Here is a 21,896-nt window from a genome sequence, read left to right on the forward strand (position 1 = left end):
GCGCCCTAGACCGCCTACGTCGATCAAAAAAGGAATGACACACCTACTTTTTTTCGCTTGTAGACCGGGTGCATTCCCCGCTTTCATGTAAAGGTCAGCCATCAACCAGGAATCCAGCGATGCCCGCCCATGATTTCGTCAGCCCCGACAGCATCCGTGCGCAGTTTTCTGCCGCCATGTCGCTCATGTACAAACAGGAAGTGCCGTTGTACGGCACGCTGCTTGCGCTGGTGAGCGAAATCAACCAGCAGGTGATGGCCGAGCAGCCAGAAGTGACGCAGGCGCTGCGCTGGACCGGGGAGCTCGAACGGCTGGGCCATGAACGCCACGGGGCCATCCGAGTAGGTACGGCCCAGGAGCTGGCGACCATCGCGCGACTTTTTGCGGTCATGGGCATGCAGCCGGTGGGCTACTACGACCTCAGCAGTGCTGGGGTGCCGGTGCACTCCACCGCGTTCCGTGCCGTGCACGAGCAGTCGCTGCACGTCAGCCCGTTCCGCGTCTTCACCTCGCTGTTGCGCTTGGAGCTGATCGACAACCTGCAGTTGCGGGAAATGGCCAAGGATATCCTGGCCAAACGCCAGATCTTCACCCCTCGCGTACTCCATCTGATCGAGCAGCACGAACGCGATGGCGGCTTGAATGCCGCAGATGCTCAGGCTTTCGTACAGCAAGCCCTGCAGACCTTCCGCTGGCACCACGACGCCACCGTCACCGCCGAGCAATACCAGCAGCTGCACGACCAGCACCGCCTGCTTGCCGATGTGGTCGCGTTCAGGGGTCCGCACATCAACCACCTGACTCCGCGCACCCTGGACATCGATGCCATCCAGCTCGGCATGCCAGCCAAGGGCATCACGCCCAAGGCCGTGGTCGAAGGCCCCCCTCCCCGCCGCCACCCAATCCTGCTGCGCCAGACCAGCTTCAAGGCCCTGCAGGAAAAGGTCGCATTCTGCGGTCAGCACGGTAGCGAAGGCAGCCACACCGCGCGCTTTGGGGAAATCGAGCAACGTGGCGCGGCGTTGACACCGAAGGGGCGCCAGCTCTATGACAAGCTGCTCGACACGACGCGTGTCGCATTGGGGGGTGCGCCCGTCGAGGCCAATGCCGCACGGTACATGGCGATACTCACCGACACCTTCGCCGCCTTCCCGGACGACCTGGCGCAGATGCGTGAACAGGGCCTGGCGTATTTTCGCTACTTCGCCACCGAGAAAGGCCTGGCCGCGCGCGATAAGCAAGGCAGGCCAACTACCCTGCAAGGGCTGATCGACGCAGACCACGTGCATTTCGAGGCGCTGGTGTACGAGGATTTCTTGCCGGTAAGCGCCGCAGGGATCTTCCAGTCCAACCTGGGCGACGATGCCCAGGCCGAGTACGGCAGCAACGCCAACCGCGCGGCCTTCGAAGCGGCGCTGGGGCTGCAGGTGCAGGATGAACTGGCGCTGTATGCGCAAAGCGAGCGCCGCTCGCTGCAGGCCTGCGCCCAGGCATTGAACCTGGTATCGGTGTAAGGCGACAGAGTGAAGGGGCACGTGGGTGCCCCAGCGTGTCAGCGGAAGCGGTCCACTTCCTGACGCAACTGCGCAGCCAATCCTTCCAGCTCCCGCGCTGTGAGTGCCAGCTCGTTGGCCACCTCGCGCTGCTCACCGTTGGCCTGGGCGATGCTCTGCAAATTGCGGCTCAGCACGGTCGCTGTGCTGCTCTGCTCCTGGGTCGCCGTACTGATCACGGCAAACTGCTCACCCGCCGCACGGCTTTGTTCGTCGATGCGGGCAAGTGCTTGCGCGACCTTGTCGTTACGCTCAAGGCCGTCCTGCATCAGCTGGTTACTCTGCTCCAGTGTGGTGATGGCGTGCCCGGTATCGGACCGGGATATAGCGCTCGCAATCAAAGGGCTGGCAGGATCACCACCTCGGGTAGCGCCATGGCAGCCACCTCTGCTTGCAGGAAGGCACTGAGGCGGCGCAGCCGCTCGCCGCCCGGTCGGGTCCGCGGCCATACCAGGTAGTAGTCCAAGCCGCTGGGGACCGCCGTGGGCCATGGCAGGCTCATGCGCCCCTGCGCCACATCTTCGGCCACCATGATCAGGTCGCCAATCGAAACACCGTAGCCACGGGCCGCTGCAATCATGCCCAGTTCCAGCGTGTCGAACACCTGGCCGCCCTTGAGCGAAACCCTGCTACCCAGGCCCAGGCGTTCCAGCCACACTCGCCAGTCGCGCTTGTCCATTGTGGGGTGCAGCAGTTCGCTGCTCGCAAGGCGCGCCGCGCACCAAGGCCCGTCATCCAGCAGCCCTGGTGCGCCCACCGGCACCAGCAGTTCGGGGAACAGCTTGCGCACCTCCCACTCCGCCGGGAACACCCCATCGCCCAGCAGCACCGCGCAATCGAAAGGTTCCTGGTTGAAGTCCACATGGTCGACGTCCATCCAGGCACTGGTCAGTTGCACTTCATTGCCAGGCTGCAGCCGACGGAAGCGGCTTAGCCGGGCCAGCAACCAACGCATGGTCAGGGTGGATGGCGCCTTCATGCGCAGCATGTCGTCTTCACCGCGCAACGTGTCACAGGCACGCTCAAGCGCGGCAAAGCCTTCGCGCACACCCGGTAGCAGCACCCGCGCCGCTTCGGTCAGTTGCAGGCTGCGGCCACTGCGCGTGAACAGGCGGCAGGCAAAGTGATCCTCCAGCGTGCGAATGTGCCGGCTGACCGCGCTTTGGGTAATGGACAACGCTTCGCCAGCACGGGTGAATGAGTTCAACCTCGCCGCGGCTTCGAATGCACGCAGCGCATACAGGGGCGGCAGCTTGCGGGTCATGAGATTCCTTGTTCGGTGGAGAAGCGGCGACCTGCGCATCATATCGCCATGATTAAAACTCATGCCAATGATCGCATTTATCCTTTTGTTAAAAGCTGACCCAAGCCTCAGAATCGCCCTTCGTCCGCCATTGTCTTTGCCAAGGATCACATCCATGCACGTCGCACCTACGCTCGAGCTCAAGGCATTACTGCGCTTGGCAGGCCCACTGATCGCCTCGCAGCTGGCGCACATGCTCATGGTACTGACCGACACCCTGATGATGGCACGCATCAGCCCGCAGGCCCTGGCCGGGGGCGGATTGGGCGCGGCGGGCTATTCGTTCGTGTCCATCTTCTGCCTGGGCGTCATCGCGGCGGTTGGCACCCTGGTAGCCTTCCGCAGGGGCGCCAATGACATCGAGGGCGCCACACGGCTGGCGCAAAGCGGTCTGTGGCTGGCCTGGGGCCTGGCCCTGTTCGCGGCGCTGGTGCTGTGGAACCTCGAACCTGTCCTGCTGCTCTTCGGGCAACAGCCTGACAACGTGGCCTCGGCGGCCGAGTTTCTCACCCTGCTGCCGCTGGCTTTGCCGGGCTACCTGACCTTCATGGCCTTGCGCGGCTTCACCAGCGCCCTGGGCCGCTCTACGCCGGTGATGGTCATCAGCCTGGTGGGTACCGTACTCAACTACTTGCTGAACGTTGCACTGATCGAGGGCATGTTCGGCCTGCCCAAGCTTGGCCTGATGGGCATCGGCCTGGTCACTGCGGTGGTCTCGATGGGCATGGCCATTGTCCTGGCGCTGTATATCCGCTGGCACCCGGCCTATGCGGCCTACCCACTGCGCAAAGGCCTGTCACGGCCATCGCTGCCAGCGTTGGGCGAGCTGTGGCGGCTGGGCCTGCCGATCGGCGGCACCTACATGGTGGAGGTAGGGCTGTTCGCCTTTGCGGCGCTGTGCATGGGCGTGCTGGGCAGTACCGAGTTGGGCGCGCACCAGATCGCCCTGCAGATCGTGTCGACCGCCTTCATGGTGCCCACTGGCCTGTCCTATGCCGTGACCATGCGCGTGGGCCATTACTACGGCGCGGGGAACTTGCTCGCAGCGCGCAGCGCAGGCCGGGTGGGTATCGGCTTCGGAGCCATGCTGATGTTCGCCTTCGCTGCCCTGTTCTGGTTGCTGCCAGACGCACTGGTAGGGCTGTTCATCGACCGGGCCGACCCGGCGTTTGCCGCCATCTTCCAACTGGCGGTCCAGCTGCTGATGGTCGCCGCCTGGTTCGAGCTCTTCGATGGCGTGCAGACCATCGCCATGGGCTCTATTCGCGGGCTGAAGGACGCCAAGACCACGTTCCTGATCGGGCTGGTGTGCTATTGGCTCATCGGGGCACCCAGCGCCTGGTTGTTCACCTTCGTCTTCGGCGGGGGCGCGGTGGGCGTCTGGTGGGGGCTGGCATTGGGGCTGGCGTGCGCCTCGGTGGCACTGACCTTCGGCTTCGAGTGGCGGATGCGGCGGTTGCTACGCCACGCCGGGACAAGCGCCGCAACGGCCACACCTGCCTGATGTCAACGACTTGATGTGGATTTGCGCATTGGCCAAGGGGGCGCGGCTGGCTAGCCTGCAAACCCCACCTGGCGATGGGACACCTGGCGCAGGAACGGGATCAGCGCGTCTACCGGCAGGGGCTTGCTGACCAGGTAACCCTGTACCTGGTTGCAGCCAAACCCGCGCAGCAACGCCAATTGCGCTTCGCTTTCGACGCCCTCGGCCACCACTTCGAGGTTGAGGTTGTGGGCCAGGTTGATCATGGCATGCACCAGCTTGCGGTTCTCTTCGCGCATTTCCATCTGCGCAACGAAACTGCGGTCCACCTTGAGCAAGGTGATCGGCAGGCTGTTGAGGTGCACGAACGAAGAAAACCCTGTGCCAAAGTCGTCCAGCGAGAAGCGCACGCCCAGGCGCCCCAGTGCATCCATGGTCTGACGCACCCGCTCATTGCGCCGCATCACGGCCGTTTCGGTCAGCTCGAATTCCAGCCAGTGAGCATCGACACCGTACTCGGCGATCAGCCTGCTCAAGGTCGCCAGCAGCTGGCTGTCCTGGAACTGCCGGAAACTGAGGTTGACCGCCATGTGCAATGGCGCAAGCCCTTGGGTGTTCAGGGCCTGCATGTCGCGCAGGGCACGGGCGATGACCCAGTAACCCAGCGGCACGATCAGCCCGCTCTGCTCGGCCAGCGGCACGAACTCACTGGGCGGCAGCAAGCCCCGTTCGGCGTGGCGCCAGCGCACCAGCGCTTCGAGACCGACGACCCGCCCATCCGCCAGGTTCAGGCGCGGCTGATAGTGAAGTTCCAGCTCGTCACGGCGCAAGGCCCGGCGCAGCTCGCTTTCGAGATCGGCCAGGCTGCGTGCGTGGCGATTGATGCGCTCGTTGAAGACATGGAAGGTACAGCCCTGGATGGCCTTGGCCTGGCGCATGGCGATGTGCGCATGCCACATCAGCGGGTCGGCGCCGCCCTGGGCGCGGGCGTGGGCCAGCCCCAGGCTGCAGCCGAGCAGCAGGCTTTCGCCATCGACCCAGTAGGGCTCGGCCAATGCCTCCACGATGCGCTCCGCCATCCACTCGGCCCGCCCTGGGTCGCGGCGGGTGTCGATCAGCAAGGCGAACTCGTCACTGCCCAGGCGTGCCAGCTGGTCGCCTGCTTCGAGCTGATGCTTCAGACGTAGCACCACCTGCAGAATGAGGCGATCCCCACTCTGGTGCCCCAAGGCGTCATTGACGTGGCGAAAGTTGTCCAGGTCCAGATGCCCCAAGGCAACGCCGCGCCCGTCATGGTCGGCCAGGCGCGTGGCCAGCAAGGCCTGAAAGCCCTGGCGGTTGGCGATGCCGGTCAAAGGGTCTTGTTCGGCCAAGCGCTGCAGGGTGGCCACCAGTGCACCTCGCTCGCGCACGTGGCGCAGGCAGCGACGCAGGCTGTCGCCATTGAGTTGGTCGCTCACCAGCCAGTCACTGACGCCGCCTGGCGCCGCCTCGGGTTCGCTGTGCAGCAGCAGGATGGTCGGCAGGTCACAGCGACCGGGTGCTGGCCGCAAGGCCGGCGTGGTCAGCACCACGGCCTGCCGGTCGCGGCTGAACAGACTGTCGACGGCATCCCAGTCGGGTGCCGTGAGCAGTACGGCCGTGCCCTTCAAGGCCGGCATGCACGCGTGCAGCAAGGCCGCCCACTCGGGCTCACTGGCCAACAGCAGCAAACGCATAGGTTCGACAGGCGCGGACAAGACGGCTCCTTAAAGCTCGACGATGCAAACGTTGACCGATAATGAGCCCAACGCAATTAATGGAAATGATTTTCACTCTTAAAAGCGGTTTTGGACAGCCTGGTCCGACGTATTTTGTCGTGCATCCTGCGCGAAAGCGGACAAACCGGCAAATACGATTTTTTCAGGCGCAACTATTAGTGACGCTAATGATCGTTTCGAAAGTCTGACTCGAACGTCAGACGGTCACGCCACGAACACGCATGCCTGTTAGAATGCGCGGCTATTTTCTGGCGACCCCCGGTTTCTAGCATGTCCCGACTCAATCCCCGGCAGCAGGAAGCCCGTGACTATGTCGGCGGCCCTCTTTTGGTGCTCGCCGGTGCAGGTTCGGGCAAGACCAGCGTCATCACGCGCAAAATTGCCCACCTCATCCAGAACTGCGGTATTCGCGCCCAGTACATCGTGGCCATGACCTTCACCAACAAGGCCGCCCGCGAGATGAAGGAGCGGGTTGCCAGCCTGCTGCGTCCGGGCGAAGGCCGAGGGCTGACGGTCTGCACGTTCCACAACCTGGGCCTGAACATCATCCGCAAGGAGCACGACCGCCTGGGCTACAAGCCTGGGTTCTCGATCTTCGACGAATCGGATATCAAGGCCCTGCTGTCGGACATCATGCAGAAGGAGTACTCCGGCGACGACGGCATCGACGAAATCAAGAACATGATCGGTGCCTGGAAAAACGACCTGATCCTGCCTCCCGAGGCCCTTGAGAAGGCACGCAACCCGCGCGAGCAGACCGCTGCGGTCGTCTACACCCACTATCAGCGCACGCTCAAGGCGTTCAACGCCGTGGACTTCGACGACCTGATCCTGCAGCCGGTCAAGTTGTTCCAGGAAAACCCCGAGGTGCTCGAGCGCTGGCAGAACCGCGTGCGTTATCTGCTGGTCGACGAATACCAGGACACCAACGCCAGTCAGTACCTGCTGGTGAAGATGCTGATCGGCATGCGCAACCAGTTCACCGTCGTGGGCGACGACGACCAGTCGATCTACGCCTGGCGCGGCGCGCGCCCTGAGAACCTGATGCTGCTCAAGGAGGATTACCCCTCCCTGAAAGTGGTCATGCTGGAGCAGAACTACCGCTCCACCAGCCGCATCCTGCGTTGCGCCAACGTGTTGATCGCCAACAACCCGCACGCATTCGAGAAACAGCTCTGGAGCGAGATGGGCGTTGGCGACGAGATCCGGGTGATCCGTTGCAAGAACGAGGACGCCGAGGCCGAACGCGTGGCGATGGAAATCCTCACGCTGCACCTGCGCACCAACCGTCCCTACAGCGATTTCGCCATCCTGTACCGCGGTAACTACCAGGCCAAGCTGATCGAGCTGAAGTTGCAGCACCACCAAGTGCCTTACCGTCTTTCCGGCGGCAACAGCTTCTTCGGCCGTCAGGAAGTCAAAGACCTCATGGCCTATCTGCGCCTGCTGGTAAACCCTGACGACGACAACGCCTACCTGCGGGTCATCAACGTGCCGCGCCGGGAAATCGGCTCGACCACCCTGGAAAAGCTCGGCAACTATGCCACCGGCCGGGGTGTCTCGATGTATGCCGCCAGTGAGGAACTGGGGCTGGGCGAGCACCTGGATGCGCGCTACACCGAGCGCCTGCAGCGTTTCAAGCATTGGCTGGACGGCGTGCGCCACAAGGTGGCGCTGGATGATCCCATCGCCGCCCTGCATGAAATGATCCGCGACATCGACTACGAGAACTGGATCCGCCAGCAGACCGCCAGCGATAAGGCAGCGGAGTTTCGCATCAGCAACGTCTGGTTCCTGGTCGAAGCGCTGAAGAATACCCTCGAGAAGGACGAAGAGGGTGACATGACCATCGAGGACGCCATCGGCAAGTTAGTGCTGCGCGATATGCTCGAACGCCAGCAGGAAGAGGAAGAAAACGCCGACGGTGTGCAGATGATGACCCTGCACGCGTCCAAGGGCCTGGAATTTCCCTACGTGTTCATCATGGGCATGGAGGAGGAGATCCTGCCTCACCGCTCCAGCATCGAGGCCGACACCATCGAGGAAGAGCGCCGCCTGGCTTACGTGGGCATCACCCGCGCACGCCAGACGCTGGCGTTCACCTTCGCCGCCAAACGCAAGCAATACGGGGAAATCATCGACTGCACGCCCAGTCGCTTCCTCGACGAGCTGCCCCCCGAAGACCTGTCCTGGGAAGGACTGGACGATGCCCCGGTCGAGGTCAAGGCCGCACGCGGCAACAATGCCCTGGCCGACATCCGGGCGATGCTCAAACGCTGATCAACCATTACTCTTAAACACTGCCGCTGTTTGCGGCCATTTTTGTTCCGAGGAATACCATAGTGGAAGCACTGCATCAGAAGATTCGCGAAGAAGGCATCGTGCTTTCCGACCAGGTTCTCAAAGTCGATGCGTTTCTCAACCATCAGATCGACCCGGCGCTGATGCAGCTGATCGGTGACGAGTTCGCCCGCCTGTTCGCCGATGCCGGCGTGACCAAGATCGTCACCATCGAGGCGTCGGGTATCGCGCCTGCGGTGATGACCGGGCTGAAGCTGGGTGTGCCGGTGATCTTCGCACGCAAGCACCAGTCGCTGACCCTCACCGAGAACCTGCTGACGGCTTCTGTGTATTCGTTCACCAAGCAGACCGAGAACACCGTGGCCATTTCGCCGCGCCACCTGAGCAGCAGCGACCGGGTGCTGGTCATGGATGACTTCCTGGCCAACGGCAAGGCGTCCCAGGCGCTGATCTCGATCATCAAGCAGGCCGGAGCGACCGTGGTAGGGCTGGGGATCGTGATCGAGAAATCGTTCCAGGGCGGGCGCGCCGAGCTGGATCGCCAAGGCTATCGCGTGGAGTCGCTGGCGCGGGTGAAATCGCTGGAAGGCGGTGTGGTCAGCTTCATCGAGTGAGGCGGCACTGGCTCGCTTACATCCGGGCCACAAGGGGCTGCGCGGCAGCCCCTGTCGTCTTCAGGTCGCCGCCAGGCCTGCCAACAGCAACCGTTGGTACAGCTCTTCCTTGAGCCCCTGAGGCTTTTCAAGCTGCATCCGTGCCAGATGCCGCTCATACCCTTGGGGCCCTGGCGCGTCCAGCGCGGCTTTGCCCAGCTCAAGCGCCTCGCTGAGCTTGAACTTGCTTTTCAACCAGTTCAGCGCCCGTAACAAGTCCTGCTCTTCAGCCGTGAAGTCGGTCCCCATGGGGTACTCCGGGAACAGCTGTGGATGCTGCGCCCGGACCGCGGCCAGGCGCTGCGGCGTGTTATCGGCAAAACGCCTGTCGAGCTGAAAATCTTCCGCCAGCTTGCCAGCGTCCCTGGCCTGCTCGATGAGGCTTTGCTGGAACCGGGAGTCACACACCGCAAGCAATCGCGCAATGACCTCACTGTCGGTCTGCCCCCTGAGGTCAGCGATGCCATATTCGGTCACCACGATATCGCGCAGGTGGCGGGGAATGGTGCAATGGCCGTAGTTCCAGAAAATGTTCGATGAAACCTCGCCACCCGCTTCGCGCCAACTGCGCAGCAGCAGTATCGAGCGGCCACCTTCCAGCGCGTGCCCCTGGGCAACGAAGTTGTACTGCCCACCTACCCCGCTCAGCACGCGCCCGTCTTCGAGCTGATCGGCCACACCCGCGCCGAGCAGGGTCATGCCGAACACCGTATTGATGAAGCGTGCGTCCTGTCGCTGAGCACGCTTGAGCTGTTCATCACCGTAGAGCTCATTGACGAAGCCGATACCGGTCATGGCAAACCGCGCACGCTGCTCCAGGCTCATGTCGCGCAGGCGCTGGTAGAACGCTTGCGGGCCGAGGAAGAACCCTCCGTGCAGGACTACCCCCTGCTCATCGACAGCACGCCGCAGCAAGCCTGCTTCGGCCAGCGCCAGCAGCCCGTTGACGAACATCTCGCTACAGCCATATAGCCCATGCTCGAAGGGCGCGAGCCCGCCTTCCCGCTCGATCAAGGCCTGCGCGGTACTCGCGCCAAGGCTGTCGAGCGCTGCGCGGTAAGCAACGTTATCGCTCTGGCGAGCGAGCAGCGCGGCGGCAACCGCATCGCCCATGGCACCAATCCCGATCTGCAAGGTACCCCCGTCACGCACCAGGCTGCTGGCATGCAGGCCGATGCAGTGGTCCTGCGTGGTGACCGGCATGTTGGGCGTCGAAAACAATTGGCGCTGCTCGGCTTCGTCCAACAGCAGGTCGAAGGCATCCATTGGCAGCTCGGCATCACCGGGCATGTACGGCAACTGCGCATGCACCTGGCCCAGCATCAGAATGGTCTCGCCAGCGGCGCGGCGGCGTTCGACCATGGGTAACAGGTCCAGGGTGATGTCCGGGTTGCAGGCCAGGCTCAGGTGGACGGGCCGCTCCGGCGTAGCCGCCACCAGTTGGGCGATCAGGTTCAGGCCCTTGGCATTGATGTCTCGCGCGGCATGGCTGTAGTTGCTGCTGACGTAATCCTGTTGGGCCGATTCACTGGCAAGCAGGCTGCCGGGCTGCATGAAGAACTGTTCTACGCGAATGTTTGGCGGCAGGCTGTCATTGCGCAGGTCGGCCAGGTAGTGAAGCTCTTCGTAGTCGCCGAACACGCGCTCCACGAAGGGCTCGAGCAAGCGTCGCTGCAAGCCATCCCCGAGCGCCGGTCGACCCAGGGAAAGGGCCGTATAGATCGTCAGACGGCGTTCGGGCAATTCGCGGATGCGGGCATAGAGGGCGTTGACGAAAGCATTGGGTTTGCCCAGGCCCAGCGGCAGGCCCATGTGGATATGGGTTGGCAGGCGTGACAGGATCTGTTCGACGGCCTGGTCGATGGAGCTGAGGTGCATCGAGGCCTCCTGGTTCGTGCTTGGGTTCAGGAGGTTCGACAGGCAGGTAGACAGGTTGGTTGCCTGGACGGTAAGAGGAAGCCGCAGCCACCTGGGGTCTGGATAACTCGGTGGTCTTCAGCCACAGCGTAGGTCCACGCGTACGCGGTGCCTGAGCGCTCTCGCCGGGGCGCCGGACCGGCCGCGATGGGCCGCGAAGCGGCCCCGGCAAGGCAAGAGGCGAAGCTAGAATACTGGGACTGCTACGCGGCACATTGCGGTATTTACAGGCCAGACATCTTCTGAATAGCGGCCTTGAGCTCATCATCCGAGCAATCCGCGCAGGTGCCCTTCGGCGGCATGGCGTTGATGCCCGTGATGGCCTTGGCCAGGATGCCATCCAACCCACCCTGGTGGTCGGCACGCTCCTTCCAGGCTGCGTTGTCGCCCACTTTCGGCGCGCCGAGCAGCCCCGTGCCATGGCAGGCCGTGCAATGCTTGGCGATGATGTCATCCGGCGTCCTGGCAGACCCGGCACCCGTGCTGGCGGACACGGCCATGCCCTTGCATTCCTGGCCCTGGATACACACCTTGCCGACCGGCTCCAGGCGCTTGGCGATATCGTCGTTGGTCGCAGCGGTAGCGGTGATTGCCCACAGGGCCAGTACGGCGGCCGGGATGGCCAGCATCTTCTTGACTTGATTCACGCGAACACCCTCATGGTGGCTAATCATGCTCGCGGCCACGGATCCTCGAGCGCCGAAAAGTATAACGACAAGCCCGAGGCCGGGAAACGACCCTACACAGGAAAGGGGTATTGACGCGTCAATGCACTGCGCTGGATCAAAAGTTCGAGGGGGTAGCGGCACTGATCAAGCGTGCTGGCTGTTCGAACGGGTTGCGAAAACGGTGCGGGCGGGTGCTTTCGAAGTAGTAGCTGTCGCCTGCTTCGAGAATGAACAGCTCGGTACCGACCACCAACTCCAGGCGGCCTTCGAGCAGGATGCCGGTCTCTTCGCCATCATGGGTCAGCATTTCGGCGCCGGTGTCGGCGCCAGGCGGGTACACCTCGGTCAGAAAAGCGATGGCGCGGTTACGGTGCGATTTGCCAACCAGCTTCATGGTCACCGCACCATCGGAGATGTCGATCAGTTCGTGGGCCTTGTAGACGATTTGCGCAGGGCTCTCGGGTTCGAGCTCGACGGAAAAGAACTCGACCATGGACATGGGAATGCCGCTCAGTACCTTGCGCAGCGAACTGATCGATGGGCTCACACTGTTCTTCTCGATCATCGAGATGGTGCTGTTGGTAACGCCCGCGCGCTTGGCGAGTTCACGCTGGGACAGGCCCTTGAGCGTGCGGATGGCTTGCAGTCGTTCGCCGACGTCCAAAGCTGGAGCCTCCTGAGACGGGTATGCGGGTGGATGTGAACGATATCATGGCAACGCCGTTCAGTATTTACAACACACCACCCGCCCTGACGCCTTAGTCCCCAACGTATTCCCGGGGCACCCGCTTGAGGTTGCAGAAGATCTGGTAAGGGATAGTACCGGCCTGGCTCGCCACCTCAGTGGCATGGACCTGCTTGCCCCACAGTTCGACTGGGCTGCCGACCGTCGCTTGGGGCACGTCGGTCAGGTCGATGCTCAGCATGTCCATCGACACGCGACCAATGAGCGGGGCTCGACTGCCGGCAACGATGACCGGCGTGCCGTTGGGCGCCTGGCGCGGGTAACCGTCGGCGTAGCCCATGGCAACCACGCCTACACGGGTGGGCCGCGTGCTGACGAACGTGGCGCCGTAACCCACCGGCTCGCCGGCCGGCAGCTCCCGCACACTGATGACCCGCGACTGCAGTGTCATGACCGGCTGCAGGCGTTGGGCGTGTGCTTGAGGCATGTCGAACGGCGTGGCGCCATAGAGCATCAGGCCTGGCCGTACCCAATCACCGGCTGCCTGGGGCCAACCCAGCACGGCTGGGGAGTTGCGCAGGCTGCACTCTGCAGCCAAGCCCTGGCGCGCGGTTTCGAACACGGCAATCTGCTCGCTTGTGGCCTTAGCATCCAACTCATCGGCACGGGCGAAATGGCTCATGAGCACGATGCGCCCTACCTTGCCGCTGGCCAGCAGGCGCTCATAGGCATCGCGATAATCCTTGGGATGCAGCCCTACACGGTGCATGCCGGTATCGAGCTTGAGCCAGACGGTGAGTGGGCTGTGCAGCGGGCTTTTCTCGATGGCCTCCAACTGCCAGGCCGAATGCACGACGCACCACAGGTCATGTTCGACGATCAATGGCAGCTCACTGGCTTCGAAGAAGCCCTCCAACAGCAGTACTGGGCTCCTGATGCCGGCCGCACGCAGCTCCAGTGCCTCTTCGATGCAGGCCACGGCAAACCCGTCCGCCTCGGGCTCGAGCGCCAACGCGCAGCGCACGGCACCGTGACCGTAGGCGTCGGCCTTGATCACGGCTAGCGCCTTGGCGCCGGTCAGTTCACGGGCGAGACGGTAATTATGGCGCAGGGCCTGGAGGTCGATCAGGGCACGGGCGGGGCGCATGCGGCTGCCTTAAAAGTCATACGGGTTGAAATCGAAGCTGGGGCACGCGCAGGTCATTCGCGAGCACCCCAATGGATGGTTTACTGCTGATGGGCAGGCGAACCATGCCCGTGACGGGCCACTTCGCGGCTGCTGCCATAGCGCGAGATGTCCAGCCCTTGTGCACTGATCTGCGGTTTCTTGCGCGCGATCAGGTCAGCCAGCAGGCGACCCGAGCCACAGGCCATGGTCCAGCCCAGCGTGCCGTGCCCTGTGTTGAGGAACAGGTTACTGAAGGCGGTTGCACCCACGATGGGGGTACCGTCTGGCGTCGCGGGACGCAGTCCGGTCCAGAAACTGGCTTGGCTCAAATCACCGCCGCGAGGATAAAGGTCGTTGACGATCATCTCCAGCGTTTCACGTCGACGGGGGTTGAGCGACAGGTCAAAGCCCGCGATTTCAGCCATGCCCCCAACACGGATACGGTTGTCGAAACGGGTGATGGCGACCTTGTAGGTCTCGTCGAGGATGGTCGAGGCAGGCGCCATGTCGCCGTTGGTGATGGGCACGGTCAGGGAGTAACCCTTCAACGGATAGACCGGCGCCTTGATACCCAAGGGCTTGAGCATCTGCGGCGAATAGCTGCCCAATGCCAGCACATAGCGGTCGGCGGTTTCGAGCTTGCCATCGATCCAGACACCGTTGATGCGGTCACCTGCATGATCCAGACGCTGGATATCCTGCCCGAAGCGGAACTCCACGCCCAGGTTCCGGGCCATTTCCGCCAGCTTGGTGGTGAACAACTGGCAATCGCCGGTCTGGTCGTTAGGCAGGCGCAGGGCGCCGGCGAGGATGCCCTTCACACTGGCCAGGGCAGGTTCGACGCGGGCGATGCCATCGCGATCGAGCAATTCATAAGGCACGCCTGATTGCTCGAGCACGGCGATATCCTTGGCAGCTGCATCGACCTGGGCCTGGGTACGGAACAGCTGGGTAGTGCCCAGGCTACGGTTCTCGTACGCGATTCCGGTTTCGGCGCGCAGTTCGTCGAGGCAGTCGCGGCTGTACTCGGACAACCGCACCATGCGCTCCTTGTTCACGGCATAGCGGTTGGCCGTGCAGTTACGCAGCATCTGCGCCATCCACAGGTACTGGTCCACGTCACCGGTCAGCTTGATGGCAAGCGGAGCGTGACGCTCGAGCAACCACTTCACGGCTTTTAGAGGCACCCCTGGCGCCGCCCACGGTGAGGCATAGCCGGGCGAGATCTGGCCGGCGTTGGCGAAGCTGGTTTCCATGGCCACCGCTGGCTGGCGGTCCACCACCGTCACTTCGAACCCTTGCCGGGCCAGGTAATAGGCACTGGCGGTTCCAATCACGCCGCTACCAAGTACCAGAACTCGCATCGTTTCTTTCCCCTCGCGCACTGCCGCAGTGTGTTGTTGGACTGCCATTGATGGGCGAAGTATAGGAATTCGTGAGCAGTGCAATTCACTATATAAAAGCCTATTATTGGCGAGAATTCTCGGCACAATGGCCTTTCACGGAGGGGCATCCCCTATGAGAACCCAGCATCAAAGTAAGCGTGAGCTGGACAAGATCGACCGGAACATCCTGCGCATCCTGCAGAACGACGGGCGTATCTCCTTCACCGAATTGGGCGAGAAGGTCGGCCTCTCCACCACGCCGTGCACCGAGCGCGTACGTCGGCTGGAACGTGAAGGCATCATCATGGGCTACAACGCGCGCCTGAACCCACAGCACCTCAAGGGCAGCCTGCTGGTGTTCGTGGAAATCAGCCTGGACTACAAGTCTGGCGATACCTTCGAGGAGTTTCGTCGGGCAGTGCTCAAGCTGCCGCACGTGCTCGAATGCCACCTGGTTTCCGGCGACTTCGACTACCTGGTCAAGGCGCGCATTTCGGAAATGGCTTCGTATCGCAAGCTGCTTGGCGACATCCTGCTCAAGCTGCCCCACGTGCGTGAGTCCAAAAGCTACATCGTGATGGAGGAGGTGAAGGAAAGCCTCTGCCTGCCAATCCCGGACTGACGCCGGGCTCTACCGCGAACGCCTAGACCAGCACTTGCCGGGTGGTAGCAATGAACTGGTGCACCAGCTGCTCGGCCGCAGGGTCGATCATGGGTTCGGGCCCACGACCGCGTGGGCAGGCCAGGCGTGGGGTGGTGCCGAACAGGCGGCAGATCATTGGCCGCTCTTCATATACCGTGCAGCCCTGGGGCCCCAAATGCACGCAGTCCAGGCGCTCCAGGGCAGCGTCCTGCTCGGCCTGGGATTTGCGCGGCAGCCGAGCCATCTCTTGCGCCGAGGTAGTGACCGGTCCGCAGCAGTCATGGCAGCCGGGCTCGCATTCGAACGACGGGATGAGTTCGCGCAGGAAGTGGATTTTGTGGCGATCGCAGGACATGACTAGGCACAGGCTGAAAATGTTCGCTCATTATAGGCCGGTTGCCCGCCCTGGGCCTGCGGCTTATCCTCCCGTTCCAGCCCATGCACCAGGACGCGTCCAATGATCCACAGCGCGCAGCACGCCGCTTCTTATTACGCCGCCAGCAGTGCGCCTCACCCTGATCATGCCTTTCTGCAGGGTGAGCACACCGCCGATGTGTGCATCGTCGGCGGTGGCTACTCTGGTCTGAACACGGCCCTGGAGTTGGCCGAGCGTGGCTTCTCGGTGATCCTGCTCGAAGCGCGCAAGATCGGCTGGGGCGCCAGTGGGCGCAACGGTGGGCAGTTGATTCGCGGGGTCGGCCATGGCCTGGAGCAGTTCCTGCCGGTCATCGGCGAGCAGGGCGTTCGCGACATGCAACGGATGGGATTGGAGGCCGTGCAGATCGTGCGCGACCGTGTAGCGCAGCACGCCATCGCCTGTGACCTGGTCTGGGGCTATTGCGACCTGGCCAACAAGCCGGCGCAAATGGCGGGCCTGGCCGAAGAGGCCGAACACTTGCGCAGCCTGGGTTACGCCCACGAACTGCGGCTGGTCGCAAAGGATGACATTCACGACGTGGTGGGCTCGCAGCGCTATGCAGGCGGGCTGGTGGACATGGGTTCTGGCCACTTGCACCCCCTCAACCTGGCCTTGGGCGAAGCCGCGGCAGCCGCGCGCCTGGGCGTGAAACTCCACGAGCAGTCCGAGGTGACCCGCATCGACTATGGCCCCCAGGTGCAGGTACACACTGCCCAAGGCCGGGTCCGGGCGCAAACGCTGGTCCTGTGCTGCAACGCCTACCTCAATGGGTTGCACGGTGAGCTGGGCGGCAAGGTATTGCCCGCCGGCAGTTACCTCATTGCCACCGAGCCGCTGGGTGAAGCGCGTGCACGTTCGCTGCTGCCACAGAACATGGCCGTGTGCGACCAGCGGGTGGCGCTGGACTACTACCGCCTGAGCGCAGATCACCGGTTGCTGTTCGGCGGCGCTTGCCATTATTCCGGGCGCGACCCAAAGGATATCGCCGCCTACATGCGGCCCAAGATGCTGCGGGTGTTCCCTCAACTGGCGGACGTCCGCATCGACTACCAGTGGGGTGGCATGATCGGGATCGGCGCCAACCGCCTGCCCCAGGTAGGCCGTCTGCCCGATCAGCCCAACGTCTACTACGCCCAGGCCTACGCAGGCCACGGGCTGAACGCGACCCATCTGGCCGCCCGGCTGCTCGGGGAGGCCATCAGTGGCCAGCAAAGCGGGCGCTTCGACCTGTTCGCCAAGGTGCCACACATGACGTTCCCAGGCGGCAAGCACTTGCGCTCACCTTTACTGGCATTGGGCATGCTGTGGCACAGGCTCAAGGAGCTGGCCTGAAAGCGGTCAAGGCCTCCAGAACGGCTTGCGGCCTTCCGAGCGCGCCTCTTGCCAGCTGAGCCCCACATCACGCAATTCATGGTCGCTCAACTGGAGCAGCGCCCTGCGGGTGTGCCAGCGGCGCAGCATCAACTGCAAGCGACTCGAAGCCTTTGGCGTAGCGTGGGTTTCGCTTCGCTGCAGGGCCTCTTTATCGCCTACCAACGGTTCATTGCGCACATCGCTCAAGCTTCCCATCGCTGCTGTCTCCCTTTCGATGACAATGTGGGGACAGCATGCAGGGTGCATGGCCTGACAATACAGATCCAAAAAAGCGTTATTATTTGGATACAGATCGGGCTTCCAGGTAACTGAATGCAGCCTTTTCAATCAATCTGTATGGTGCGTTACCCGGCGCAGCCCAGGAGTATGACGTGACGCTCTACCTGAACCTTGCCGAGGTACTCGGCGCGCGCATCGAACAGGGCCTATATCGCCCCGGCCAGCGGCTGCCATCGGTGCGCGCACTAAGCGTGGAGCACGGGGTAAGCCTGAGCACCGTGCAACAGGCCTACCGCATGCTCGAAGACAGTGGCATGGTCTCGCCACGGCCAAAATCCGGCTATTTCGTGAGCGATCACCGCCACCTGCCGGCCTTGCCTGCGGTCAGCCGACCCGCCCAGCGCCCCGTGGACATCTCCCAGTGGGAGCAGGTACTGGAACTGGTGCGCAGTACTCCGCAGCCAGGGGTGATACAGCTTGGACGGGGCATGCCAGACATCGAGAGCCCTACCCTCAAGCCGCTGTTGCGCAGCCTCGCCCGACTCAGCCGTCGGCAGGACATGCCCGGGCTGTATTACGACAATATCCACGGCAACCTGGCCTTGCGTGAACAGGTGGCACGCCTGGCCCTGGACTCCGGTTGCAGGCTCTCCCCCTCGGAGCTGGTGGTGACGACAGGCTGTCACGAAGCCCTGTCGTGCAGCATCCGCGCCGTGTGCGAGCCTGGCGATATCGTTGCGGTGGACTCGCCCAGCTTCCATGGCGCCATGCAGACGCTCAAGGGCCTGGGCATGAAGGCGCTGGAGATCCCCACGGACCCGGTGACGGGCATCAGCCTCGAGGCGCTCGAACTGGCCCTCGAGCAGTGGCCGATCAAGCTCATCCAGATCACCCCAAGTTGCAACAACCCGCTGGGCTACATCATGCCCGAGGCTCGTAAAAAGGCCCTGTTGAAGCTTGCACAGCGCTACGACGTGGCCATTCTCGAGGACGATGTCTACGGTGACCTGGCCTACACCTACCCTCGGCCACGAACGGTCAAGTCATTCGATATGCAAGGCCGCGTGCTGTTGTGCAGTTCATTTTCAAAGACCCTTGCCCCTGGCCTGCGTGTCGGTTGGGTAGCGCCCGGACGCTACCTGGAGCGGGTCCTGCACATGAAGTACATCAGCACAGGCAGCACCGCCAGTCAGCCTCAATTGGCGGTAGCGGACTTCATCGCCAACGGGCACTACCAGCCCCATGTGCGACGGATGCGTAGCCAGTACCAACGCAGCCGTGAGTTGATGAGCGACTGGGTGACCCGGTATTTCCCACCCGGCACCCGCGTAAGCCGTCCGCAAGGCGGCTTCATGCTGTGGGTGGAATTGCCGGAACATTTCGATACCTTGCAACTCAATCACGCCTTACTGGAACAGGGCGTACAAGTGGCCGTGGGCAGCATCTTTTCCGCTTCCGGCAAGTTCCGTCATTGCCTGCGCATGAACTTCGCCGCCAGGCCTACAGCGCAAATCGAGGCGGCGGTGCGCAAGGTGGGTGAGACCGCCCAACGCTTGCTGGACGAGGACATCGTCGCGACGTAACTTTGCGTTGCCTGCCACTGTCCAACCCCAAAGCCCTGCTGCACAGGACGATCCACCGTTGAAACTCCAGCGAGCCCTACCCTTGCTGCTGACGCTGCTGCTCGGCGTCGGCGGCTGCGCCAGCGTCGATACGCCGCGCCAAACCAGCCAAGCCCTGCCGGCCGATGGCTCGGCGTTCGGCCGCTCGGTGTTGCGCCAGGCAGCACCTTATGAAGGCCGTTCCGGCTTTCGCCTGCTCCCCAACAGCAACGAGGCTTTCCGGGCGCGCGCCGAGCTGATACGCAATGCACAGGCCAGCATCGACGTGCAGTACTACATCGTCCATGACGGGCTCAGCACCCGCGCCCTGGTCCATGAACTGTTGCGGGCGGCAGACCGGGGGGTGCGGGTACGCATCCTGCTGGACGACACCACCAGTGACGGCCTGGATGCAATCATGGGCACCCTCGCCGCCCACCCGAACATCCAGATCCGCGTGTTCAACCCCCTGCACCTGGGACGCGCCACCGGGGTCACGCGCGCCATGGGCCGGTTGCTCAACCTGTCGCGTCAGCACCGGCGCATGCACAACAAGCTGTTCCTGGTGGACAACAGCATGGCCATCGTCGGCGGGCGAAACCTGGGCGACGAGTACTTCGATGCCGAGCCCAACCTGAACTTCACCGACATCGATCTGCTGGGTGTGGGCCCTATAGCAGAGCAGTTGGGACACAGTTTCGATCAGTACTGGAACAGCGCCCTGAGCCGCCCGATCACCGACTTCCTCTGGCACCAGCCCAATGCCAGCGACCTGCGCACCAGCCGCCATCGGCTGGAGGTCTCGCTGGCCGAAGCCAGAACTCGGCGCAAGGTCTTGTATGACCGCCTGATGGCCTATCAATCCCAGCCGCGGCTGGACACCTGGCGCAACGAACTCATATGGGCCCATGCCCAGGCGCTGTGGGACGCACCCAGCAAGGTGCTGGCCGATGACGAGCCTGACCCACAGCTGCTGCTGACACGGCAACTTGGCCCTGACCTGCGCGATGTGCGTCACGAACTGATTCTGGTCTCGGCTTATTTCGTGCCCGGCGAACCAGGGCTGCTTTACCTCACTCAGAGCGCCGACGCGGGCATTTCGGTAAAGCTGTTGACCAACTCGCTGGAGGCCACCGATGTGCCTGCCGTACACGGCGGTTATGCCCCTTACCGCAAGGCATTGCTGGAGCACGGGGTGAAGCTATACGAAATGCGCCGCCAACCCGGGGACCCCAGCGCGGGCAAGCTGAGTTTTCATGGCAGCTCCAATTCCAGCCTGCACAGCAAGGCGATCGTGTTCGACCGTCACAAGACGTTCATTGGCTCGTTCAATTTCGATCCGCGCTCGGTGTTGTGGAACACCGAAGTCGGCGTGTTGGTCGACAGCCCCGAACTTGCCGAATACACCCGTGCGCTGGCGGTGCAGGGCATGGCACCGGCCCTGAGCTACCAGCCTGAGCTCGTCGGCGGCAAGCTGGTCTGGGTGACCGAGGAGGACGGACAGCGGCGGGTGCTCACGTCAGAGCCTGGTAGCCTGTGGCGGCGGTTCAATGCCTGGATCAGCAAGGCGGTCGGGCTGGAAAAGATGCTCTAGCGCTGCGCAGTCACGCCGCCGCAGGCTCGAACGCTCCGGGCCGCCGGGTCAGCACCACAAGCCCAGCGGCGCCTGCTGCCATCAGCAGCGGCAAGGCGTGCCCACTGATCCACTGGCTACCTGCGCCGGCCAGCAACGGCCCCAGCAGGCAACCGATGCCCCACAGCTGGGCCACGTGGGCATTGGCCCGCACCAGGGCATCGTCTCGATAGCGCTCACCGATCAATACCAGCGACAAGGTGAACAACCCACCGGCGCTTGCGCCGAACAATACCCACACAGGCCAGATCGCCCAGGTGTGCAACAGCAGGGGGATGGCAAGGCTCGACCCCAACAATGCCGAGGCGCAACCGGTGAACAGCGCGCGCCGCGACATGTGGTCCGCCAGTGCGCCAATGGGCAACTGCAGCACCGCATCGCCGACCACCACCGTACTGACCATGAACAACGCGATTTCCGTGCTCAGGCCCTGTTGCAGGCAGTATATCGGCAGCAGGGTCAGGATCATGGCTTCGAACGAAGCGAACAATGCGATGGCCCAGGCGATCACGGGCAGCCTTCTGCAGAAGGCAAACAGGTCGGCAAAGGTGACATTGCATGCTTGCGTAGAGGGCGCGCCACCGCGGCCCAGCAACAGCAAGGGCGACACCAGCAGCAGACCGGTCGCCGCCCAGAAGCCGAAGTCGTCGTCCGACCCCAGCATGCCCAGCACCAACGGCCCTGCCAGTTGGCTCAGCGCATAGCTACTCCCGTACAGGGCTACCAGCCGTCCGCGCCACTGCTCGACCACCAGTTGGTTGATCCAGCTCTCACCCAGCACGAACACCACGGTCAACGCCATGCCGATCAACAGCCGCAGCACCAACCAAAGCGGGTAGCTTGGCAGCAGGGCCAACAGGCCGATGGACAATGCCCCGCCCCACAGGCACAGGCGCATGGCCGCAGGCACGCCTACCCACCCGGCAAGACGGCTGGCTAGGCTGGCGCCGGCCAGCACGCCCAGAGCAGGCATGGCGGCCATGACGCCAATAGCGAAGCCGCCATACCCCCAGGCCTCCAGACGCAAGGACACCAACGGCATGCTCACACCCAATGCGAGCCCGACGCTCAGCACCGACGCCAGCACGGCAAAATAGGTTCCCCAACGCATGACGGCCTCCCAGGCAGCATT

The 21,896-nt window shown here is 63.2% G+C and carries 18 protein-coding genes and 1 pseudogene; 8 read left to right on the top strand and 11 right to left on the bottom strand.

From position 1 onward, the window contains the following. Positions 1-119: 119 nt before the first annotated feature. Positions 120-1,514: a 2-oxoadipate dioxygenase/decarboxylase HglS gene (hglS, locus tag NMB38_RS21320; protein WP_206405088.1), complete on the top strand. Its 1,395-nt coding sequence runs from the start codon at positions 120-122 to the stop codon at positions 1,512-1,514. 38 nt (positions 1,515-1,552) lie between these two features. Here the strand turns inward: hglS and NMB38_RS21325 are convergent. Further along, a pseudogene (locus tag NMB38_RS21325) lies at positions 1,553-1,864 on the bottom strand (methyl-accepting chemotaxis protein); the annotation flags it as partial. Between the two features lie 26 nt (positions 1,865-1,890). After that, positions 1,891-2,817 carry a LysR substrate-binding domain-containing protein gene (locus NMB38_RS21330; protein WP_027913388.1) on the bottom strand — a complete coding sequence of 309 codons (927 nt, stop codon included), beginning with the start codon at positions 2,815-2,817 and terminating at the stop codon, positions 1,891-1,893. A gap of 154 nt (positions 2,818-2,971) precedes the next feature. Here NMB38_RS21330 and NMB38_RS21335 point away from each other — a divergent pair, with 154 nt between their 5' ends. Continuing rightward, on the top strand, positions 2,972-4,360 hold the full coding sequence (locus NMB38_RS21335) for a NorM family multidrug efflux MATE transporter (protein ID WP_490805761.1): 1,389 nt from the start codon (positions 2,972-2,974) through the stop codon (positions 4,358-4,360). Positions 4,361-4,410: 50 nt separating this feature from the next. On the opposite strand, the gene NMB38_RS21340 is transcribed toward NMB38_RS21335, so the two are convergent. Further along, positions 4,411-6,078 (bottom strand): putative bifunctional diguanylate cyclase/phosphodiesterase, encoded by a 1,668-nt coding sequence (locus NMB38_RS21340; protein ID WP_027913386.1) that lies wholly within the window; start codon positions 6,076-6,078, stop codon positions 4,411-4,413. A 291-nt stretch (positions 6,079-6,369) separates the two neighbouring features. On the opposite strand from NMB38_RS21340, the gene rep reads away from it, so the two are divergent. Together rep and xpt are read left to right on the top strand one after the other, a co-directional pair. After that, the gene (gene rep, locus NMB38_RS21345; RefSeq protein WP_027913385.1) at positions 6,370-8,379 is read left to right on the top strand and encodes a DNA helicase Rep; all 2,010 of its coding nucleotides are present in this window, start codon (positions 6,370-6,372) and stop codon (positions 8,377-8,379) included. A gap of 62 nt (positions 8,380-8,441) precedes the next feature. Further along, positions 8,442-9,014, top strand: coding sequence for a xanthine phosphoribosyltransferase (gene xpt / locus NMB38_RS21350; protein WP_023532789.1), 573 nt, complete (start codon positions 8,442-8,444; stop codon positions 9,012-9,014). A 60-nt stretch (positions 9,015-9,074) separates the two neighbouring features. On the opposite strand, the gene NMB38_RS21355 is transcribed toward xpt, so the two are convergent. The 5 genes from NMB38_RS21355 to dadA all read right to left on the bottom strand — a co-directional run bounded on the left by NMB38_RS21355 (position 9,075) and on the right by dadA (position 14,855). Further along, positions 9,075-10,931, bottom strand: a complete 1,857-nt coding sequence (locus NMB38_RS21355) for an acetyl-CoA hydrolase/transferase C-terminal domain-containing protein (RefSeq protein ID WP_059183530.1) — start codon at positions 10,929-10,931, stop codon at positions 9,075-9,077. A 263-nt stretch (positions 10,932-11,194) separates the two neighbouring features. Then, entirely contained in the window at positions 11,195-11,644 is a 450-nt protein-coding gene (locus tag NMB38_RS21360) for a c-type cytochrome (RefSeq protein WP_225806663.1), read from the bottom strand. A 109-nt stretch (positions 11,645-11,753) separates the two neighbouring features. After that, complete coding sequence (locus NMB38_RS21365) at positions 11,754-12,302, bottom strand: cupin domain-containing protein (protein ID WP_023532512.1); 549 nt, start codon at positions 12,300-12,302, stop codon at positions 11,754-11,756. Positions 12,303-12,396: 94 nt separating this feature from the next. Beyond that, entirely contained in the window at positions 12,397-13,470 is a 1,074-nt protein-coding gene (gene alr / locus NMB38_RS21370) for an alanine racemase (RefSeq protein WP_027913382.1), read from the bottom strand. Between the two features lie 80 nt (positions 13,471-13,550). After that, positions 13,551-14,855, bottom strand: coding sequence for a D-amino acid dehydrogenase (gene dadA / locus NMB38_RS21375; RefSeq protein ID WP_027913381.1), 1,305 nt, complete (start codon positions 14,853-14,855; stop codon positions 13,551-13,553). Between the two features lie 154 nt (positions 14,856-15,009). Between dadA and dadR the strand changes: the two genes are divergently transcribed. After that, positions 15,010-15,498, top strand: a complete 489-nt coding sequence (gene dadR, locus NMB38_RS21380) for a transcriptional regulator DadR (RefSeq protein WP_003258963.1) — start codon at positions 15,010-15,012, stop codon at positions 15,496-15,498. Positions 15,499-15,520: 22 nt separating this feature from the next. Here the strand turns inward: dadR and NMB38_RS21385 are convergent, their stop codons facing one another. After that, the gene (locus NMB38_RS21385; RefSeq protein ID WP_027913380.1) at positions 15,521-15,874 is read right to left on the bottom strand and encodes a YkgJ family cysteine cluster protein; all 354 of its coding nucleotides are present in this window, start codon (positions 15,872-15,874) and stop codon (positions 15,521-15,523) included. Between the two features lie 102 nt (positions 15,875-15,976). Between NMB38_RS21385 and NMB38_RS21390 the strand changes: the two genes are divergently transcribed. After that, the gene (locus NMB38_RS21390; RefSeq protein WP_088522819.1) at positions 15,977-17,269 is read left to right on the top strand and encodes an NAD(P)/FAD-dependent oxidoreductase; all 1,293 of its coding nucleotides are present in this window, start codon (positions 15,977-15,979) and stop codon (positions 17,267-17,269) included. A gap of 6 nt (positions 17,270-17,275) precedes the next feature. Here the strand turns inward: NMB38_RS21390 and NMB38_RS21395 are convergent, their stop codons facing one another. Further along, complete coding sequence (locus tag NMB38_RS21395; protein ID WP_345956460.1) at positions 17,276-17,506, bottom strand: DUF1127 domain-containing protein; 231 nt, start codon at positions 17,504-17,506, stop codon at positions 17,276-17,278. 176 nt (positions 17,507-17,682) lie between these two features. Between NMB38_RS21395 and NMB38_RS21400 the strand changes: the two genes are divergently transcribed. Together NMB38_RS21400 and NMB38_RS21405 are read left to right on the top strand one after the other, a co-directional pair. Continuing rightward, positions 17,683-19,113 carry an aminotransferase-like domain-containing protein gene (locus NMB38_RS21400; RefSeq protein ID WP_042138954.1) on the top strand — a complete coding sequence of 477 codons (1,431 nt, stop codon included), beginning with the start codon at positions 17,683-17,685 and terminating at the stop codon, positions 19,111-19,113. 58 nt (positions 19,114-19,171) lie between these two features. Then, positions 19,172-20,725: a phospholipase D family protein gene (locus NMB38_RS21405; protein ID WP_028686771.1), complete on the top strand. Its 1,554-nt coding sequence runs from the start codon at positions 19,172-19,174 to the stop codon at positions 20,723-20,725. A gap of 10 nt (positions 20,726-20,735) precedes the next feature. Here the strand turns inward: NMB38_RS21405 and NMB38_RS21410 are convergent, their stop codons facing one another. Next, positions 20,736-21,875: an MFS transporter gene (locus tag NMB38_RS21410; protein ID WP_028686772.1), complete on the bottom strand. Its 1,140-nt coding sequence runs from the start codon at positions 21,873-21,875 to the stop codon at positions 20,736-20,738. Positions 21,876-21,896: the final 21 nt, after the last annotated feature.

The sequence above is a fragment of the Pseudomonas sp. FBCC-B35 genome (assembly GCF_059133755.1).

Excerpts from the sequence above, each read along its gene's own strand:
- NMB38_RS21395 (WP_345956460.1), bottom strand. The coding sequence starts at position 17,506 with ATGGGAAGCTTGAGCGATGTGCGCAATGAACCGTTGGTAGGCGATAAA.
- hglS (WP_206405088.1), top strand. The coding sequence starts at position 120 with ATGCCCGCCCATGATTTCGTCAGCCCCGACAGCATCCGTGCGCAGTTT.
- NMB38_RS21330 (WP_027913388.1), bottom strand. The coding sequence starts at position 2,817 with ATGACCCGCAAGCTGCCGCCCCTGTATGCGCTGCGTGCATTCGAAGCC.
- NMB38_RS21335 (WP_490805761.1), top strand. The coding sequence starts at position 2,972 with ATGCACGTCGCACCTACGCTCGAGCTCAAGGCATTACTGCGCTTGGCA.
- NMB38_RS21360 (WP_225806663.1), bottom strand. The coding sequence starts at position 11,644 with ATGATTAGCCACCATGAGGGTGTTCGCGTGAATCAAGTCAAGAAGATG.
- alr (WP_027913382.1), bottom strand. The coding sequence starts at position 13,470 with ATGCGCCCCGCCCGTGCCCTGATCGACCTCCAGGCCCTGCGCCATAAT.
- NMB38_RS21385 (WP_027913380.1), bottom strand. The coding sequence starts at position 15,874 with ATGTCCTGCGATCGCCACAAAATCCACTTCCTGCGCGAACTCATCCCG.
- rep (WP_027913385.1), top strand. The coding sequence starts at position 6,370 with ATGTCCCGACTCAATCCCCGGCAGCAGGAAGCCCGTGACTATGTCGGC.
- NMB38_RS21390 (WP_088522819.1), top strand. The coding sequence starts at position 15,977 with ATGATCCACAGCGCGCAGCACGCCGCTTCTTATTACGCCGCCAGCAGT.
- dadR (WP_003258963.1), top strand. The coding sequence starts at position 15,010 with ATGAGAACCCAGCATCAAAGTAAGCGTGAGCTGGACAAGATCGACCGG.
- NMB38_RS21355 (WP_059183530.1), bottom strand. The coding sequence starts at position 10,931 with ATGCACCTCAGCTCCATCGACCAGGCCGTCGAACAGATCCTGTCACGC.
- dadA (WP_027913381.1), bottom strand. The coding sequence starts at position 14,855 with ATGCGAGTTCTGGTACTTGGTAGCGGCGTGATTGGAACCGCCAGTGCC.
- NMB38_RS21410 (WP_028686772.1), bottom strand. The coding sequence starts at position 21,875 with ATGCGTTGGGGAACCTATTTTGCCGTGCTGGCGTCGGTGCTGAGCGTC.